At 46.5% G+C, this 18,688-nt stretch carries 15 protein-coding genes and 2 tRNA genes; 7 read left to right on the plus strand and 10 right to left on the minus strand.

Annotation, left to right across the window (positions count from 1 at the left end):
- Nucleotides 1–6: 6 nt before the first annotated feature.
- Genes araD through NC99_RS13870 form a run of 4 tightly spaced genes read right to left on the minus strand, consistent with a single transcriptional unit; the run spans nucleotide 7 to nucleotide 4,731 of the window.
- Nucleotides 7–690 carry an L-ribulose-5-phosphate 4-epimerase gene (gene araD, locus NC99_RS13855; RefSeq protein ID WP_053184694.1) on the minus strand — a complete coding sequence of 228 codons (684 nt, stop codon included), beginning with the start codon at nucleotides 688–690 and terminating at the stop codon, nucleotides 7–9.
- A 60-nt stretch (nucleotides 691–750) separates the two neighbouring features.
- Nucleotides 751–2,469 carry a sodium:solute symporter gene (locus tag NC99_RS13860; RefSeq protein WP_053184696.1) on the minus strand — a complete coding sequence of 573 codons (1,719 nt, stop codon included), beginning with the start codon at nucleotides 2,467–2,469 and terminating at the stop codon, nucleotides 751–753.
- Between the two features lie 42 nt (nucleotides 2,470–2,511).
- Entirely contained in the window at nucleotides 2,512–4,002 is a 1,491-nt protein-coding gene (araA, locus tag NC99_RS13865; RefSeq protein WP_053184698.1) for an L-arabinose isomerase, read from the minus strand.
- 21 nt (nucleotides 4,003–4,023) lie between these two features.
- Complete coding sequence (locus tag NC99_RS13870; protein WP_053184700.1) at nucleotides 4,024–4,731, minus strand: NUDIX hydrolase; 708 nt, start codon at nucleotides 4,729–4,731, stop codon at nucleotides 4,024–4,026.
- A 340-nt stretch (nucleotides 4,732–5,071) separates the two neighbouring features.
- On the opposite strand from NC99_RS13870, the gene NC99_RS13875 reads away from it, so the two are divergent.
- Nucleotides 5,072–5,157: transfer RNA gene (locus tag NC99_RS13875), tRNA-Leu, on the plus strand.
- 224 nt (nucleotides 5,158–5,381) lie between these two features.
- Here the strand turns inward: NC99_RS13875 and NC99_RS13880 are convergent.
- Nucleotides 5,382–5,455: transfer RNA gene (locus NC99_RS13880), tRNA-Arg, on the minus strand.
- Nucleotides 5,456–5,544: 89 nt separating this feature from the next.
- Complete coding sequence (gene asnA, locus NC99_RS13885; protein WP_053184702.1) at nucleotides 5,545–6,579, minus strand: aspartate--ammonia ligase; 1,035 nt, start codon at nucleotides 6,577–6,579, stop codon at nucleotides 5,545–5,547.
- Nucleotides 6,580–6,780: 201 nt separating this feature from the next.
- Between asnA and NC99_RS13890 the strand changes: the two genes are divergently transcribed.
- Both NC99_RS13890 and NC99_RS13895 read left to right on the plus strand, forming a co-directional pair.
- Nucleotides 6,781–7,968: an MFS transporter gene (locus NC99_RS13890; protein ID WP_082326492.1), complete on the plus strand. Its 1,188-nt coding sequence runs from the start codon at nucleotides 6,781–6,783 to the stop codon at nucleotides 7,966–7,968.
- 69 nt (nucleotides 7,969–8,037) lie between these two features.
- Entirely contained in the window at nucleotides 8,038–9,024 is a 987-nt protein-coding gene (locus NC99_RS13895) for a nucleoside hydrolase (protein WP_053184705.1), read from the plus strand.
- 11 nt (nucleotides 9,025–9,035) lie between these two features.
- Here the strand turns inward: NC99_RS13895 and NC99_RS13900 are convergent, their stop codons facing one another.
- Complete coding sequence (locus NC99_RS13900) at nucleotides 9,036–9,827, minus strand: MBL fold metallo-hydrolase (protein ID WP_239684457.1); 792 nt, start codon at nucleotides 9,825–9,827, stop codon at nucleotides 9,036–9,038.
- 67 nt (nucleotides 9,828–9,894) lie between these two features.
- Here NC99_RS13900 and NC99_RS13905 point away from each other — a divergent pair, with 67 nt between their 5' ends.
- Nucleotides 9,895–10,596, plus strand: a complete 702-nt coding sequence (locus NC99_RS13905; protein WP_053184707.1) for an SAM-dependent methyltransferase — start codon at nucleotides 9,895–9,897, stop codon at nucleotides 10,594–10,596.
- 709 nt (nucleotides 10,597–11,305) lie between these two features.
- Here the strand turns inward: NC99_RS13905 and NC99_RS21930 are convergent.
- A complete protein-coding gene (locus NC99_RS21930; protein ID WP_157624895.1) occupies nucleotides 11,306–11,467 on the minus strand; it encodes a hypothetical protein in 162 nt (53 codons plus the stop codon).
- Between the two features lie 291 nt (nucleotides 11,468–11,758).
- Here NC99_RS21930 and NC99_RS13915 point away from each other — a divergent pair, with 291 nt between their 5' ends.
- Nucleotides 11,759–12,940 carry a serine hydrolase domain-containing protein gene (locus NC99_RS13915; RefSeq protein WP_053184711.1) on the plus strand — a complete coding sequence of 394 codons (1,182 nt, stop codon included), beginning with the start codon at nucleotides 11,759–11,761 and terminating at the stop codon, nucleotides 12,938–12,940.
- 228 nt (nucleotides 12,941–13,168) lie between these two features.
- Here the strand turns inward: NC99_RS13915 and NC99_RS13920 are convergent, their stop codons facing one another.
- Together NC99_RS13920 and NC99_RS13925 are read right to left on the minus strand one after the other, a co-directional pair.
- The gene (locus NC99_RS13920) at nucleotides 13,169–13,876 is read right to left on the minus strand and encodes a GW dipeptide domain-containing protein (protein WP_053184713.1); all 708 of its coding nucleotides are present in this window, start codon (nucleotides 13,874–13,876) and stop codon (nucleotides 13,169–13,171) included.
- Between the two features lie 55 nt (nucleotides 13,877–13,931).
- Nucleotides 13,932–15,722, minus strand: coding sequence for a lysophospholipid acyltransferase family protein (locus NC99_RS13925; protein WP_053184715.1), 1,791 nt, complete (start codon nucleotides 15,720–15,722; stop codon nucleotides 13,932–13,934).
- Between the two features lie 163 nt (nucleotides 15,723–15,885).
- Between NC99_RS13925 and NC99_RS13930 the strand changes: the two genes are divergently transcribed.
- Both NC99_RS13930 and NC99_RS13935 read left to right on the plus strand, forming a co-directional pair.
- Nucleotides 15,886–17,727, plus strand: coding sequence for a YgiQ family radical SAM protein (locus NC99_RS13930; protein WP_239684458.1), 1,842 nt, complete (start codon nucleotides 15,886–15,888; stop codon nucleotides 17,725–17,727).
- Nucleotides 17,728–17,780: 53 nt separating this feature from the next.
- Nucleotides 17,781–18,527 (plus strand): DUF4197 domain-containing protein, encoded by a 747-nt coding sequence (locus NC99_RS13935; protein ID WP_053184717.1) that lies wholly within the window; start codon nucleotides 17,781–17,783, stop codon nucleotides 18,525–18,527.
- Nucleotides 18,528–18,688 lie beyond the last annotated feature (161 nt).

Consider the following 18,688-nt stretch of genomic DNA (forward strand, 5'->3'; position numbering starts at 1 on the left):
TAGTTTTTATTGTCCATAATAGGCATCTTTCCCGTGCTTACGCAGAAAGTGCTTATCGAGTAAAGTTTGCGACATTTCGGTGTTTGGATTAAGATGAAAGGAACGGAAAGTCATTTTAGCCACTTCTTCCAACACAACAGCATTGTGGACCGCCTCGTGAGGATCGGTTCCCCAGGAAAATGGTGCATGGTTATTGACCAGCACACCGGGCATAAAATCAGGATTCAGCTCTTTGAACCGTTCCACGATAACATTGCCGGTTTCCAACTCGTAAGCACCTCGAATTTCTTCATCCGTCATTTTTCGCGTACACGGAATTTCGCCATAAAAATAGTCAGCGTGTGTTGTTCCCACAGCAGGAATCGGCTTTCCGGCCTGTGCCCAGCTGGTGGCCCATTCGGAATGCGTATGTACAATACCGCCAATATTTTTAAAATTCCGGTACAACACCAAATGTGTCGGCGTATCGGACGAAGGCTTGTAGTTGCCTTCCACCTGCTTGCCATCCAAATCCAGCACAACCATATCTTCAGCTTTCATCCCGTTGTAGGAAACTCCGGAAGGTTTGATTACCACCAATCCTTTTTCCCGGTCAATTCCGCTGACATTGCCCCAGGTAAAAACCACCAGCTGGTGTTTCACCAGGTCAAGATTCGCCTGGCAAACCTGTTCTTTTAATTCCTCTAACATCTTGTCCTTTTTTAAATCAAAAAATTGCAATTACCTATTATCGTCTGGTACTTTTGTCTCCTACCAGAAATAAATATAAAAAGCCACGGTGATACCGAGAATGATGACGGTGTGCATCACATCCCAATGGTTCCAACTGGCTCGTGTTGCAGCTTTTTGTCCGGCAGTGGCCGATGAGAAGGTTAAGCCTTCCAGCTGGGCTGCAGGCGCCGACTGGGTAAAACGGCTGACCACCATAATGACCAGGATACTAAAAACCAACATACCACCACTGAAGAACAGCCAGTTGACATCGTAGAACAGGGTATAGAACCAGTTGGTAACACCTGTCTCGGCTGCCCACACTTTCACATCGGCATAGCCGTCAGCTTTTGCTTGCGTGGTATAAAGCACCTTGGCTCCAATGCGCAAAACCCCAATAATAAAGCCGGCAATCATCCCCCACATACCTCCTTTGGGAGTAGGTTTTGACGAAACAACGCCCAAAAGAAAGGCCGCTGCAATTCCTGGCGCCAGCACCGACTGCACATCCTGCAAATAGGTATAAAGTACATCGCCAATACTACGCATCACCGGAATCCACAATACGCCCAAGACCACCACGACAACGGTCGCAATTCGTCCAACATGCAACAACCGGCGTTCGCTGGCTTCGGGACGGTATTTTTTATAGAAGTCGATGGTAAAAAGCATAGCTGACGAATTAAACAAGGAAGCCAACGAACTCATTAAAGCCGCCAAAATTCCACAAACAACCAGCCCTTTTACACCGGCAGGCAGCAAAGTGGCAACCAGCGTTGGGAAAGCAGCATCAGAGTTTGTTAAGGCAAACACCTGCCCATTGATCACCACGCCTTTTTGTGCCATCGCGAAAGCAATCATTCCCGGAATCATAAATAAAAACACGGGAGTTAACTTCAGGTAGGCACCGAAAATCGTTCCCCGGCGGGCTTCCGTTTCGTTTTTACCCGAAAGCACCCGCTGAACGATAAACTGGTCGGTACACCAGTACCAAAAGCCAATCACGGCTGATCCAATAAATACGCCCAACCAAGGAAAATCCTGGTCGCGGTTACTTCGGATCAGGTTGGTCATGCTGTCTCCATAGTCGTTTACCGGAGTCGCACTGGCAATAGCCATCATCTCGTCCCACCCGCCCAGCGCACGCAGTCCTAAAACAACGATGATGATGGAGCCTAAGAGCAATATTGGGGTTTGCAATACCGATGTATAAAGTACCGATTTCATACCACCAATAACGGTGTAAATCGCTGTCAGTAGAACAAGTCCCACAGCCGATATCCAGAAGAAATCAATTCCCCACACAGACTCAATTCCAAATACTTCCTTGAAAACCAATCCGCCGGCGTAAACCGTTACGGCCACTTTGGTCAACACGTAACTGATCAGCGAGATCATGGATAAAATGGTACGCGATTCTTTATTGTACCGTCTTTCCAGAAACTCGGGCATGGTGGTCACCATACTTCGCGAATAGAAAGGGACAAACACCCATCCCAGCACCAGGATCATCCATCCCTGAATTTCCCAGTGGGCCATCGCCATTCCGCTCGAGGCGCCGGCTCCAGCCAAACCAATTAAGTGTTCCGATCCAATATTGGAAGCAAAAATAGACGCTCCGATAGCGATCCACGAGGCTCCCCGCCCTGCGAGGAAATAATCGCCTGAAGTTTCTTCTTTCTGCCTAAACACCCACACAATAATCCCGATCAGTGCAAGGGCAAAAATCCCGATCACAATCCAGTCAAGTAAACCCATTAGTTCAAAGTTTTTAGTTTGTGTTTATTAGTTCAAAAAATTCTAAAGTCCTTTGGAAAGGTGATAATACAAATCATTCCATTTCAGTTCTTTTTTGAAATCTGAAATTTGGGTATTTTCATCAATCACCACCAACTCAAGACCAATCATTTCGGCCAAATCTTCCAGGTATTCTCTGTTCAATGCCATACTAAAGCTGGTATGGTGAGCTCCGCCAGCTAAAATCCAGGCTGCAGCGCCAATTTCCAGGTTTGGCATTGGAACCCACAAGGCGCAGGCCACGGGCAATTTCGGAAGTGCTTTTGGGGTGATACATTTCACCGGATTAAGGATCATGCGCATGCGGCCTCCCATATCAACCAAGGTTGCATTGATACCATCGCCTTCGGGAGCATTGAACACCAAACGGGCCGGAGCATCCTTGCCTCCAATTCCCAAGGGGTGTACTTCAATTTTGGGTTTTGCCGCCGCAACTGTCGGACAAATTTCAAGCATGTGCGCACTCAAAACGGCTGGTTGCGCCGGATCCAAATGGTAGGTATAATCTTCCATGAATGAGCAGCCACCTTCCAAGCCCTGGGCCATCACTTTCATGATACGAACCAAAGCCGATTGTTTCCAGTCGCCTTCAGCACCAAAACCATATCCTTGCTCCATCAATCGCTGACAGGCCAGCCCAGGTAGTTGCTTCAGTCCATGCAAATCTTCGAAATTGGTGGTAAAAGCCTTATAACCATGCTTGTCTAGGAATTTCTTCAAGCCCAATTCAATCTTGGCCTGGTAACGAATATTCTCATTCGATTGATCATCCAGTTGATACTCGCTCGCATAAACGTCCATCAAAGCGTCGATGTCGGTTTCTGAAACTGTGTCCATACTGGCCACCAAATCGCCTACCCCATGATAGTTTACCTGCCAACCTAAAACACGCTGAGCTTCAACTTTATCGCCCTCGGTTACAGCCACATGCCGCATATTATCACCAAAACGACAGATTTTCAAACTCTTCGATTCGTTGTAACCAACAGCAGAGCGCGTCCACCTACCTAGTTTCTCCTGCACATTTTGATCTTCCCAATGGCCTACAATCACCTTCCGGTTTAGGCGCATGCGCGAGCAGATAAACCCAAATTCGCGGTCGCCATGGGCCGATTGGTTCAGGTTCATGAAATCCATATCAATGGTTTCCCATGGAATATCGCGGTTAAATTGGGTATGCAGGTGAACAAACGGTTTATTCAACACGCTCAGCCCCTGAATCCACATTTTCGAGGGAGAAAAAGTATGCATCCAGGTTATCAGCCCAATACAGTTGGGTGAACTGTTGGCCTCGAGGCAGCAATTGTAAATTTCGTCGGGTGTTTTCAGCACCGGCTTAAAAACAATTTTTACAGGAATAGCAGCTGAAGCATCAAAAGCCTTGGCTATAGTTTCTGAGTCTTTATCAACTTGTTGCAACGTTTTTTCGCCATACAAATTCTGACTACCAGTGATAAACCAGACTTCATACGATTTTAAATCCTTTGTTTCCATCGTGTAGTTTTTTATGATTTGTTATACTTTAATAATTCGACCGATTTCTTTTTCTTGAATGCCTTCCTGGTGATAGCAATAGTAGTAGGCTCCTTTTTTCGATTCTGTGGAATCTTTTCTGTTTGACCTTTTCAAAATACCCAACGACAATATTTTCTTTCTGAAATTACCCGGATCAAGTTCGCGCTGAAAAATTGCTTCGTAAAGTCGTCGCAACTGGGTGAGCGTAAAAAGCTCGGGCAACAACTCTGACCCAACCAATTGATAGCCGGCTGTGTATTGCAGTTTTGCCAGAGCTTTTGCTACCATTTCGTTATGATCGAAAATTAGGTCGGGCATATCCGTTAATGAATACCAGGTCGCACCATATTCCTTTAAAAGGTTTTCATCGTACTGATCCAGTCGTACCAAGGCGTAATAAGCCAAACTGATGACCCGGGCTGCTTTTTCGCGATCTGGCTCGGCAAAGGCGGCCACCTGCTCCATGAAAATATTATCCAGTCCGGTGGTCTTTTTCAATATCCGTATGGCCGCCTGATCGGAAGACTCATGATTCTGAACAAATCCTCCAGGCAAAGACCAGTTTCCTTTTGACGGTTCAAAACTACGCGGATAAAGCAGCAGTTTCAGCTCACCGTTGTTATAACCAAAGATGACACAGTCTACTGCAACATAATGCCTGGGGTGCGCCCCATACATTTCAGACAAGAATTCATTTGTTGATTCCATAGGTTTCAAAATTATAAAAGTATTATTTACTCTTAATAGGCTTTCTTATTTTTTTTCAGATAAATGTTCTATAACACAAAAGTAAGCGATCTGACTTTCTTTATTAAGAATCAACTTAAAATCGATCGAAGAAGAATCCGTAGCTCTGTCCATTCACTTTTTAGTTTACCCAAGCTGGTACTTGCAGATTTTGCCCATGAAACAGAACGACGAAAAATTCATCAAAAACAAACGACTCAATGACATTTTTTTTATATTTGCAACGCTTTAAACGAAAAGCCAGAGCTGATGGATTTGTTAGCCGAAAGCAATCTATTTTTGCATTGTTTCACAACTTACTGCCCAGATGGTGAAATTGGTAGACACGCCAGCTTGAGGGGCTGGTGACCGATTATGGTCGTGCAAGTTCGAGTCTTGTTCTGGGCACAATTCGAAATTCAAATAAAAACAAAAGCGCTTAAATTCAATGATTTAAGCGCTTTTGTTTTCAGGGTATGTATTAAAAATGGAGAACCAATTACCGAATATGACTAACAGGGACCAGTCGGTGTTCAAAGATCAAGCTCCTATTCTGCTGATATACTCAAATAAAAAAGGTGCTCAATCCATTGATTTTAAGCACCTTTAATTCAAATTAGTTTGTATTTCTGTACCCCGGACGGGATTCGAACCCATGACCTACTGCTTAGAAGGCAGTTGCTCTATCCAACTGAGCTACCGAGGCATCCTTAAAGCGGTTGCAAAGATATAAAAATATCAAAAACGGCAACCGTGCAAAAAGTATATTTTCAGCTAATGTCCGATTCGGTCAAACTACACCAGGTGAATATTGTGTTCGCGGCATTGTTTGTACATATCTTCCGGCCAAATACTCGATTGAATTTCTCCAATATGTGCTTTACGCAGGAAATACATGCACATGCGTGATTGCCCGATACCTCCGCCAATTGACAGCGGAAATTCGTCGTTCAACAGGCGCTTGTGCCACAAAAGCTCCTGGCGGTCTTCGGTATTGGTGATTTTTAACTGGTGCAACAGCGTTTCCTTATCAACGCGAATCCCCATCGATGATATTTCGAATGAACTTTGCAGTACCGGGTTCCAAATCAGAATATCACCATTCATACCTTTGTACCCATTTACGGTTTCGGTCGACCAGTCGTCGTAGTCTGGTGCACGGCCATCGTGAATCTGTCCGCTGGGCAGCTCACCCCCAATGCCAATAATGAAAACGGCGCCATGGGCTTCGGCTATGGCATTCTCCCGTTCTTTCGGAGTCAGGTCTGGATATCTGGCTTCCAGTTCTTCGGCATGGATGAAGGTAATTTCTTCGGGTAAAATCGGCGTAATCTGCGGATAGTGTTCAAACACAAAAAACTCGGTCCTCAACAACACGGTATAGATTTTCCGGACAATTTTTTTCAGAAATTCCAGGTTGCGTTCTTCACTTGTAATCACCCGTTCCCAGTCCCACTGGTCCACATAAAGCGAGTGAATATTGGTCAGTTCTTCGTCCGGACGGATCGCATTCATGTCGGTATACAATCCGTAGCCCGGATCAATATCCAGGTCGGCCAGGGTCATCCGCTTCCACTTGGCCAGCGAGTGTACGACCTCGGCAACATGGTCATTCAACTCTTTCACCGGAAAAGTCACCGGACGTTCAATGCCGCTCAAATCGTCGTTAATACCGGTGCCTTTCAGTACAAAAAGAGGTGCCGTTACTCGGCTTAACTTCAATTCGGAAGACAAATCCTGCTGAAAAAAATCCTTGACCAGCTTAATGGCCTTTTCCGTCTGTCTCAAGTCAAGATGAGACTTGTAATTCTCCGGGAAATATAGTTTCATATGCTATTAAGTATCGCTGTATTGATGCAGCTTGATGTAAATTGGTTATTTTCTGGGCGCTAAAATTAGCAAGAATCTTTCAATTTGGCGGAAAATTCGCCATTAATTCAAGAAAATGACATCCAGACAAACAGAATCTATTTGAACGATTTGTTCTTCTTCAAAAAATCAACTCACCGAATTTGCTATTTTTGCAGCCCTATGAGCGGAAGCATGCGGTTCAATATCATCAGTCTGTATCTGATAAAATTTGCCAAGTGGTTTAACTTGGTCATGCCAGTGGTGGTGATTTTCTACCAGGACAACGGCCTGAGCATGCAAGAAATTTTCTGGCTCAAATCCATCTATTCCATGGCTATTGTCTTCATGGAAATCCCTTCGGGCTATTTGGCTGATGTGTGGGGGCGCAAACACACGCTACTGCTGGGTGCCATTTTGGGAGCCGGCGGATTTGCCTTGTACTCCTTCTCCTATGGATTTTGGGCCTTTGCCGTCGCAGAAATCGTGCTCGGACTGGGGCATAGCTTTGTTTCGGGGGCCGACTCCGCCATGCTTTACGACACCTTGAAATCATCGAAAAAAACCGACCAATACATTAAGCAGGAAGGTTGGATCACCTCGGCCGGGAACTTCGCCGAAGCCATTGCCGGCGTAACAGGCGGCTTGCTGGCCACCATCAGCCTGCGCATGCCCTTCTACTTCCAGTTTGCCATTGCCGCCATTGCTATTCCTGCGGCCCTGTTCCTGAAAGAACCGAAATGGCATGCCAAGGAAGTTGCCCAAAGTTTCAGCACGATTCTGCAAACCATTCGAAAAACTTTTAACCACCGCGAGTTGCGTGCCGCAATTTTGGTTTCTTCATTTACCGGAACAGCATCGCTTACCTTTGCCTGGTTTGTGCAGCCGTACTTTAAAGCAGCCGATGTGCCTTTGTCGGCTTTTGGAATCCTGTGGACCTTGCTCAATCTATCGGTTGGCGTTTCCTCCTTTTTATCCTACAAAGTGGAGAAACGGCTAGGCCAGCGCAATTCATTACTGATTATCATTTTCGGATTAAGCCTGAGCTACCTTTTGGCGGCTTGGGAAATCAGTCTGGCTGGCATCGCCATCCTGTTTGCCTTCTACTTGTTTCGCGGTATCGCCCACCCCATCCTGAAAGATTACATCAACCGCTACACCCAGTCCGAAGTGAGGGCCACCATCTTGTCGCTTCGGAATTTTGTCATTCGCATCAATTTCGCCATTATTGGCCCCTTGCTGGGCTACCTCACCGACGAGTTTAGCCTGGGTACAGCACTGCTGGTCGCCGGAATCACCTATCTTGTTGCCGCTTTGGCTACTGCCCTGCCCCTTCTTTCAACCAGCAGCTCAAAAGAAACTATGGAATAAACAATTCATTTTGGACATTATTCTTTATTTTCAGACTCTGAATTCACAAGCACTAAACCAACTAATCCGATGAAAATTTTCCAATTCAGTTTTCTCCTCACCCTTTGTTTTTTTGTTTTCGAGTTGAAAGGCAAGCAACCCGTTAAAATCATTTTCGACACCGACATGGGGCCCGATTACGATGATGTTGGCGCCATTGCCGTGCTGCATGCTTTGGCCGCCCAAGGCGAATGCGACATACTGGCTTGCTGTGCCAGCGATGGCTACCCGACTATCGCACCAACCATCGACGTATTTAATCAATATTTTAAACGTGCCGATATCCCTGTTGGCGCTGCAGGCAAAGATGCGCCTGATTTTAGTGCCGGAAACCACTGGAACGACTCCATTGTAACCAAGTATTTCAACCAAAACAAAACCAATGCAGACTATCCATCGGCTGTGGAAGTTTACCGGAAAACGCTGGCCAGGCAAAAAAACAACAGCGTAACAATTGTCACCGTAGGGTTTGTGAGCAACCTGGCCGACTTGTTGCAGTCCGGCCCCGATGAGTTTTCGCCACTCTCCGGATTGGAACTGGTGAAGAAGAAAGTGAAAAACTGGGTAGCTATGGCCGGACGCTTTCCCGAAGGAGGCGAATTTAATGTCAACCGACATCCGGAAGCTTCGTTTGAGGTCTTTCAACATTGGCCAACGCCCATCCTGTTCAGCGGATGGGAAATCGGTTCATCTATTTTCACCGGGCGCCGGTTGGCTGATGAAGGTTCGGTCAACAATCCGCTGGCCTGGGCTTACCGCTACAACCTGGATACCTACGAAGGAAAAAAAGCCGATAAACGACAATCATGGGATCAAACTGCCGTACTTTGCGCGGTGCGAAATCCCGAAGACTACTTCTATGTCGCGGGCCCCGGCAAGTTTGTCATCTTCGAAAACGGGCACAATACCTGGGATCCCGACACCGATGCCAGCCACTACTTCCTGGTACACAAATATCCGTATCATAAAATTGCTGATGTGATTGATGAATTGATGCTTTACGAGCGGCAACCATAGCTTTTCGACAGCTAAACGGTCAATTTCAAACCGTCGTAAGCCAGAAACACATTTTCGGGCAATTGCGGCTCAACGTCGGCATGTTTGCCCATCAGGTGCGAGATGTGGGTGAGATAAGCGCTTTGGGGCTTCAATTCTTCAATCAGTGCCACCGCTTCTTCAATATTGAAATGCGAAATGTGTTTTTCGAAACGAAGCGCATTCACCACCAGCAAATCCAAGTCCTTCAGTTTTTCCTTTTCCTCCGGATCCACCCGGTTGACATCGGTGAGGTAGGCCATTTTTCCAAGCCGGAATCCAAACACCGGCAATTTGTGGTGGTAGCCACGCACCGGAATCACCTCGACAGAATTGAAGCTGAAGGGTTTGTTTTCAATCAGATGCAGGTTCATTTGCGGAATGCCGGGATACTTGTGCTCTTCAAACACATAGTCGAAAACGCGCTTAATGGTTTGGTGGACCCGCTTTTCGGCATAAATATCGGTAGGATGTTTTTGTACCCAATTGAAAGCCCGAATATCGTCCAAGCCAAAAATATGGTCGGTGTGCTCATGGGTCAAAAAGATGGCATCGAGCTTTTGCAGGCCAATGCGCAACATTTGCTGGCGAAAATCAGGCCCCGCGTCAATCACAATCTTGTGCCCGTTGGCGTCAATAAAAAGAGCCGTCCGCAAGCGTTTGTCTTTCGTATCAGCCGACCGGCACACCGCACAATTGCAGGCCACCACCGGAACCCCTTGTGAAGTGCCGGTTCCCAGAAATTCAATTTGTATGTTTAACTTCTGTCCCATAACTGTCAGCAAAACTACAAAAATTCAATTTTCGAAGGCTGCCCGTGTAAATTAATTAATTTTGAAGAAATTTTGATCTATGGCCAATTTGTATTTGATTCCGTTAACCTTGGGCGAAAGTGAACTCAACACGGTGCTACCCGACAGAAACAGCTCAGTCATTCGTTCCATTTCGCACTTTATTGTTGAGAATATCCGAACTGCCCGGCGTTTTCTGAAAAAAGTGGACCGTGAGATTGACATTGATTCGCTGCACTTTTACGAGCTGAACAAGCATACCGATAAGAAACAACTGCATGCCTACCTCGACCCAATCAAGGCAAACTTGCCCATGGGCATCATGAGCGAAGCCGGCTGCCCAGGCGTGGCCGATCCCGGCGCCGAGGTGGTGCGCATTGCCCACGAAAAAGGCATCCGCGTGGTTCCACTGGTGGGGCCTTCCTCCATTTTGCTAGCCATGATGGCCTCGGGCATGAACGGACAAAACTTCGCCTTCAATGGCTACCTGCCCATACCCAAAGGCGAAAAAGCCAAACAAATCAAGCAGCTTGAAAGCCGCATTTACACTGAAAACCAAAGCCAACTGTTTATTGAAGCGCCCTACCGCAACCTACAGCTGCTGGGCGATTTGCTGACCAACTGCCAAGCCCACACCAAACTGTGCATTGCCTGCGACCTCACGCTCGACACCGAGTTTATTCAAACCCGCTCCATCAACGATTGGAAAAAACACCAACCCGACATCCAAAAACGACCGGCTATTTTTGTGCTGGGAAAGTGAAGCAACAGTGAGAGGCCTGCGGAGGTTGGTATAGTAACCTATCGCGACGATGCAAGCTGGGCTTTAGCCCAAACGGGTTTTGGGCTAAAGCCCGATTGTTGCAGGCGATCCCGTGTCCCCCGGATAAATCCGGGGGTTAATGATGCTGTCGGTGATTTCTCTTCGAATGATCCAGCGGTTGGTGCCGGTACCGGTCGGTGTTCATCCACTGCCTTGGAATCTGCACCATGCAGTAACCCGGTACTTCAGGGCCGGGCGGTTGCGATAACTCAACATGGGCTTTAGCCTCATCATTGAGCGGGTTTGCTTCTAGCAAAATACGCCGGACAAGTCTCCTTTAGCTTGTGAACAGCCGAAATCCTGCCGGGGAAGGGAAAAACAGCTCAGAGACTGCTCAACAGCCATTGGGAAGCCAGGATTTTGCTCCGGGGCCACTCATTTTCCGCCGTGGATAAGATTTTTTGCGCTGTGGCGGCATTTTTTTCGCTGTGGACAAGATTTTTCCCGTCGTGGCGGCATTTTCTCCATTGTGGATAAGATTTTTGGCGTTGGGGAGGCTTTGTTCTCGCTGTGGAGGGTCGGTTGGCGTTGGGGAGGGTAAAAAGCCGCCGGGGAGGGTCATCCCAGCTCGGGGCCGCTAAAATCAAGGCTTTCAGAATTCATCAAGCGTAATTAACGCTTCCGTTTGGTTTTCATCTCTGTAAAACACCTATGATCCGTATTCGCAAATTGTTCTTGCTTTTCCGGCCAGTAGGGTGCTGTCAAAGTTGATCTGACTCAACGGTCCGGAACTTTTTTCGCCCAACACCGCCAGTTCCACCAAGTTCTGCACCATGTCGGCGTGTGAATTGCCTTCGCGAATCCACATCACCCTTTTCAAAACATGGCCGTGATCGCGATAGTCAAATGGGGAGGGAGAGGAAGTTGGTAGAAAGCTATCCCAATGACCGGTTCATAAATCACAAAATCTATGTTCCATCCACCAAACACAGGAGCTCCGCTTGCTTCAGTTCCCAAAAAACACCTGTTTGAAAATTTTAATAGGGCAAGCAGTCGCTGGTTTAGTTGATTTTACTATTTTCAGGGCTGCAAAAATTGAGGGGAATCACTCCCAATACAAATCATTAATTATAACCAATTTGTCGTTTTCAATAAATTTAGAATGATGGAAAAGAAATCTACCCGACCCATTTCAGTATTTAAAACAATCGTACCAATTCTTGTAATTATTCTAAGTTTTTCTTCGTGTAACAAGAAAAAACCCGAGAATGGACCGATTTACAACAAAGCGTTTAAACAAGTCATTTTGGATGCACGGAAAGACCTGGCCACACACATGATCACCGGCTTTACACCAGGCACTTCGATTTCTGTTTCGGTTGACGGTGAAATCGTTTGGTCCGAAGGACTTGGCATGGCCAGCAAAGAGCTGAATGCGCCGGTAACACGCGACACGAAATTCCGTATCGGCAGCAGTTCGCAGTTGTTTACCACCTTCCTGATTGCCAAACTACAGGAAGAAGGTTTGCTGGATTTGGATGACAGCTTTTATGACTACATCCCCGAATTTCCAAAGAAAGATTTTGACTTCACCCCACGAATGCTGGCCGCTCAGGTGGCCGGTTTTCCCGAAAGCTCGCGGACCCAACTGCTTCAGCAAGATTTAAAAATCCGCACCCTGAAAGACTACATCAGCGAGTATGAAAATGATCCTTTGGTGTACGAACCCGACACCTATTACTTTAAGTCGGACTATAGCCTGGCCCTGTTGGGAATTCTGGCTGAAGAACTGACCGACCAAAATTTTTCAAGCTTAATCAGGGAAACCATCTTGGATACGCTCAAACTCGACGATACCATGATTGACAGTCAACTGAGTATTATCCCAAACCGAAGCAATGCTTACCACCGCGATTTCATTGCCCGACTGGTGAATGCCCCCAGCGTCAATCTGGCGCCCATGGCTCCGGCATTGGGATTTTTATCAACGGCCGACGATTTGAACAAAGCGGCCCAGCAAATTCTGGAACCCGGTTTCTTCAATCAGGAAAGCATCGATTTGTTTCATGAGCCGTATCAACTGCGTACCGGACAACAGCTAAACAGTAGTTTCGGATGGCTGGCCACCGTTGATCGCGACGGCCGGAAACTTCTGGGTCAGGCTGGGAGCACTGTTGGCGGAAGTTCGGCTATTGCGGTCTATCCTGAAGCTAAGCTCGTGGTCAGTATTTGCTCGAATTTAGGTGATGACATGGATGAACTGCCCGTTTTAAAAATTGCCAGTCACTTTTTAAAGCAGATCGCGCCACTACCTGCTGACACGCTGGGAACCCCTGCGGAATAAAGCCAACGGATTGTTCGAATGGCTCCCTTCTGGGACCGGATGAAATAGGAGAACAATCTTCCATCAATCTTCTCTGTCAAAGTAGAAAAAGATGAAAACTGAAGGCCATTAAAAACAGCAAAAGACCATTGAATTCAATGGTCTTTTGCTGTTTTTATTTGGATTGGACAATGGCAGGCCGGATAAAACACCGGCAACCTGCCACGCCGTTTCGATATCGAACGAAGCTTACGGCAGTATTTTCCCGTCTTCCATGATGAGCTCGTAAAAATAGCCGGCGCCAAAGTCTTTGTCCAGGGTTACGGTACCTTCAACAACAATTACGTCGCCCACTTCAGCCACTTCATTCGACGTGATGGTCAAATCGTAGTTTTCGCCATGTTTGGTTCCGTCCTGAATGTGCAGCCAATTACGCGACATGATGTTCTTATTTACTTTGACCACCTGACCTTTCACGGTCACTTGCTGTCCTGAAAAATCGCTTTTTGAAGCATACAAGTCAGCAATGGACACGCCACCATCAACCGGGTTAATCTGAATACCTTCGTTAAAATCTTCGAGCGCCTTGCCTTGCGGCGATTGCTTTCCAGCCACCGGATTGTTTGAGGTAATGGGTTGCTGGCTGAACTTCTGCACAAAATAAATCGAGTCAAACACCCGCCCCAAAGCTTTACTTTCAAAATCCTTCATTTCCAGGGCTGACTCATAATAGTACTTTTCTCCCACTTCGACTTCCTGCCGGTTGACGGCCAACCAAAATTCCTGGCTGTTTTCGCTCACTTTCAAGTAGGTGTAGGTACTGGTTTGAATCACTTCCTCAACCGTTACCTGATGAACCAGTGAACTGGTATCAAGGGGTTGCACGGCTTCTTTCTTTTTCTGAACACAGGATGACAACAAGACGCTGCCAATCAACAAGGCAAATAATAATCTCATAATACGATCATTTAATTTTATTTCTAAAACATCTGGTCTGCAAAGAAAGTTGAAATTATTCACGACTACTATAAAAACGGTTCAAAATTGCTCCGTCGTTGGTTTCTTTCGACAGCGACTCAATCACACCTTTGGGCACGTCGTACACATCGAGTAAAATCAACCCATCCAAACAGCTGTTAAATTTGGGGTCGACATTAAAGCCAATGATATTGGCGTTCAGCTTGATGTATTTTTTCAGCAATACGGGCAATCCGGTGTTGAGCTGGTCCACATCGCCAATAAAACGGTCGAGTTTGTTGATGTCGTCGAGGTTTTCCATAATCACATTCATGTTCGGGTCGGGACTTTTAAACTTGAATGCTTTTCGAGGCGATACCAGCCGGGCATTTTGCCAGTCGAAATGGTGCGACATGATAAACTTAATGATCAGTTCTTTCGAGGTTTTTGCATAATTGGCACTGATACTGACCGGCCCGATCAGATAACGGTACTCCGGGTTTTTCAGCAAAAAATAAAGAATCCCTTTCCACTGCAGAAACAAAGGCAGCGGCTGGCGCTGGTATTCCTTCACTACAAACGAGCGGCCCAGCTCGACAGCCTGTTCCAGAATGGGCTCAAACGATTCATGCAACTTAAACAAACTGTGAATATAAAACCCGCGCAAGCCAAACTCATGCAAAATATCGGCTCCTTTACCTATGCGGTAAGCTCCGACAATCTTTTCTGCTTCAACATCCCAAATAAAAAGCTGGTGATAATACAAATCGAATTCATCCAAATCAATGCCACGGTTGGTTCCCTCGCCCACTTCGCGAAAAGTCATTTCGCGCAGCCGGCCAATTTCATACAGAATCGTAGGAATCTCGTTCGATGGCGCGCAAAACACCTTGAAATTTTTCACCTGAAACAACAAGCTGTCGCTTCCCAATCCCGCAACTTCATTTTTGATGGTGTCGGGCAACGAGGCTTTCACAATTTCTTCCACCCGCTTTTGCCTTTTCAGCGAATAGTTGAAAAAACGTTTCACCTGTATTCGCGAGTTCAGGCTATACGTTCTGGCCCTCAGGTAACGGCCAAACTGGTACACCTCCGGAAAGGTTGCCTGTTCACTGACCGAAATAGTGGAGCCAATCCGAATCTTAACCGGCTTACGGCGCTTATTGAGCAGCTCCGATGGCAGCCTGGCCTGTTGCAAATTGGGCTTAATTCGGCCCATGAGATGAAACAAGCGGCTGTTGTGCCCACTGAAATAAACCGGAATAACCGGAACCTCGGAGTGCTTAATAAACTTGAGTGCCGCATACTGCCACTGCCGGTCGGTAATTTTATAGTTGGCCTGGTAGCCCGACACCTCACCCGCCGGAAACAGGCAGAGCCCACCGCCCGAATCCAGGTGTTTCATGGCAGCTTTAATGCCACCAAAGCCGGACGAAGTGGATTTGCGGGACTCAAACGGATTGACAGGCAAAAAGAAATCACTGATGGGTTCAATCTTTTTCAGAAGAAGATCAGCCATCACCTTCACATCCGAGCGCACGAGGCTAATAATTTTGATGAGCAAAATCGCGTCGAGCCCACCAAACGGATGGTTAGCCACAACAATAAAAGGCCCCGTTTTCGGAATCTTGCGCAACTCCTCCGCATCAAACTCGTACTTGATTTCCAAAATTTTGATCAACTCATCAATAAACGCCGTGCCCTGCTTGTCGGCTATCTGCCCATAAAGCCGGTTCAGCTTACTAAACCGTAAAACATACATGATGAACTTGGCAAGGTTTTCACCGCCCAGATAAGCCAGGTAGGGAGTGGCTTGAAGAATGTCTTTAGGTTTGACAATTTCCATGATTCAGGTTTTATTCTCGCTCTAAATTTAGAAAGGATAAAGCTTGCTTTTACACAATGACGCGGTTTTTTTAAATTGAGTTCCACCTAAAAAAGAGATCAAAGTCTTTTAAATCAACAAAAGCAGGTTAACTTTGCCATCATAAATCAAGAAGGAGCGACACGTGAATCAGTTATACGAAAAATATCAGACAACCGATTGGTTGCCGACCACCCGAAAAGAAATGGACGAACGCGGCTGGGACGAAGCCGATATTATTTTATTTACCGGCGATGCCTATGTTGACCACCCGTCTTTTGGAGCGGCCGTCATTGGCCGGATCCTGGAAGCCGAAGGATTACGCGTGGCCGTTGTTCCCCAACCCAACTGGCTCGACGACTTGCGTGACTTCAAAAAGCTGGGCACTCCCCGACTCTACTTTGCCGTGACCTCGGGAAATATGGATTCGATGGTCAACCATTACACCGCCAACAAACGCAAGCGCTCCAAAGATGCTTACACACCCGGCGGCCAGCACGACAAGCGTCCGGACTATGCGGCCACGGTGTATTGCAACATTCTGAAGAAACTCTACCCCGACACGCCCGTTATGCTGGGTGGTATTGAAGCTTCCCTGCGGCGGGTGACGCACTACGATTACTGGCAGGACAAGCTGAAACCATCGATTCTGAAAGAAGCCAAAGCGGATTTGTTATTCTACGGAATGGGTGAAAAATCCATCCTCGACTTTACCCGGCTGGTGCAGCGAGGCGTTGATGCCCGTACGATTACCAACCTGCCGCAAACGGCTTTTTTGGTTGATAAAGATGCCAGCTATGCCACCAACAAGAAATGGAATAACATCGATTTGTATTCGCACGATGAGTGCCTGAGCGACAAGAAAAAGTTCGCCAAAAACTTCATGCATATTGAAGAGGAGTCCAACAAGTCGGAAGCCAATAAAATTACCCAGCACATTGGAAACCAGCAAGTGGTGGTCAACCCGCCCTGGCCGCCGTTGGAAGAAAAGGAAATTGACCGCTTTTACGATTTGCCCTTTACCCGGCTTCCGCACCCCAAATACAAAAACAAGGAAACCATACCGGCCTACGAAATGATCCGGCACTCGATCAATATTCACCGCGGGTGTTTTGGAGGCTGCACTTTTTGTACGATTTCGGCCCATCAAGGCAAATTTATTGCCAGCCGTTCCGAAAAATCGATTTTGAAAGAAGTGGAACAGGTCACCCAAATGCCCGACTTCAAAGGCTATATTTCAGACTTGGGCGGCCCATCAGCCAACATGTACAAAATGAAGGGAATTCACGAAGAAATCTGCCGCAAGTGTAAGCGCCCGTCGTGCATCTTTCCCGAAGTATGCAAAAACCTGGATGTGGATCACAAACCCATGCTCGACCTGTACCGCAAGGTTCGCCAAAATCCAAAGATTAAGAAAGCTTTTGTAGGCAGTGGCATCCGTTACGACATGATTCTACACGAAACAAAAGACAAGCAGGTGAATAAAAATAACATGGAATACCTGCGCGAAGTGGTGAAATATCATGTCTCAGGACGCTTAAAAGTTGCCCCTGAGCATACTTCAGATGATGTTTTAAAAGTGATGCGCAAGCCGTCATTCAGTCATTTTTATAAGCTCAACAAAGTCTTCAACGAAATCAACAAACAAGAAGGTTTGAACCAGCAGTTGGTACCTTATTTCATTTCGAGCCATCCGGGCTGCCAAAATACCGACATGGCCAACCTGGCTGCCGAAACCAAACAACTGGATTTCAAGCTGGAGCAAGTGCAGGACTTTACCCCAACACCCATGACACTGGCCACCGTGATTTACTACACCGGCTACCATCCCTATACGATGGAGAAGATTTACACGGCCAAATCGAAAAAAGACAAACTATCGCAACGCAAATTCTTTTTCTGGTATAAAAAAGAGTACAAACAACAAATCCGGCAAGAATTGCTTAAATTGAACCGCAAAGATTTATTAAAAAAGATTCTGGATTGAAGATTGGTCATTGGTGATTGGGTTTGAATTCGGAATTAGAAACGATAGTTGATATGAAAACAAAGTTTACGCTCATTGGATTGTTTTTTCTACTTCTTGGCTGTGCTGAAATGCAACAAATTGCCAAAACCATTTACGATGATCAGCAACCGCTCAGCCAAAATGAGATTGTGGCCGGCTTGAAGCAGGCTCTGGTTGTAGGGACCGACAGCTCGGTATCCGAACTCTCAGGATTAAATGGCTATTTAAAAGACGAAGCGGTGAAAATTTTGCTTCCGCCCGAGGCCGATATCATCACCAAAAATCTGAGCAAGCTTCCCGGTGGACAGGATTTGGTTGATAAAGTGATTACCAGCATCAACCATGCCGCTTCGGACGCTGCCAAAGACGCCGCGCCCATCCTGGTAAACAGCATCAAAACCATGAGCATACAAGATGCAGCCGGGATTTTAACAGGCGGTGATTACGCGGCAACGGACTATTTGCGGCGAACTAACTACGAGGCCCTGCTTGCCCTCTATCAACCCAAAATTGAAGGTTCGCTTAACAAAAAAGTCGTGGGCAACTACACCGCGCAGCAATCGTGGGATGAAATGACCGGCAAATGGAACCAGGTAGCCGGCTCGTTTGTGGGCCAACTGGCCGATTTAGAAACTGTTGAAACGGACCTGAGCGCCTACCTCACCAAAAGAGCGCTGGATGGCTTATTCCTGAAAATTGGCGAAACTGAAAAGAACATCCGGCAAGATCCGGCAGCCCGGGTGACAGATTTATTAAAACGGGTATTTGCGAGGCAGTAAGTCATCGGAGATTGGTCATTAGTTGTCATTCAATGGTCATTTATAGTTAGTTAATCCTTATGAACTAATATTTACTGGAGATAATTGTTTTTGTCTAATGATTATTTCCAGTAAATATTAGTTCAAGATCGGAAGAGCGAAAAATAGGGAAAAAAAAAAAA

The organism is Sunxiuqinia dokdonensis, from assembly GCF_001270965.1.
Lineage (GTDB): Bacteria > Bacteroidota > Bacteroidia > Bacteroidales > Prolixibacteraceae > Sunxiuqinia > Sunxiuqinia dokdonensis.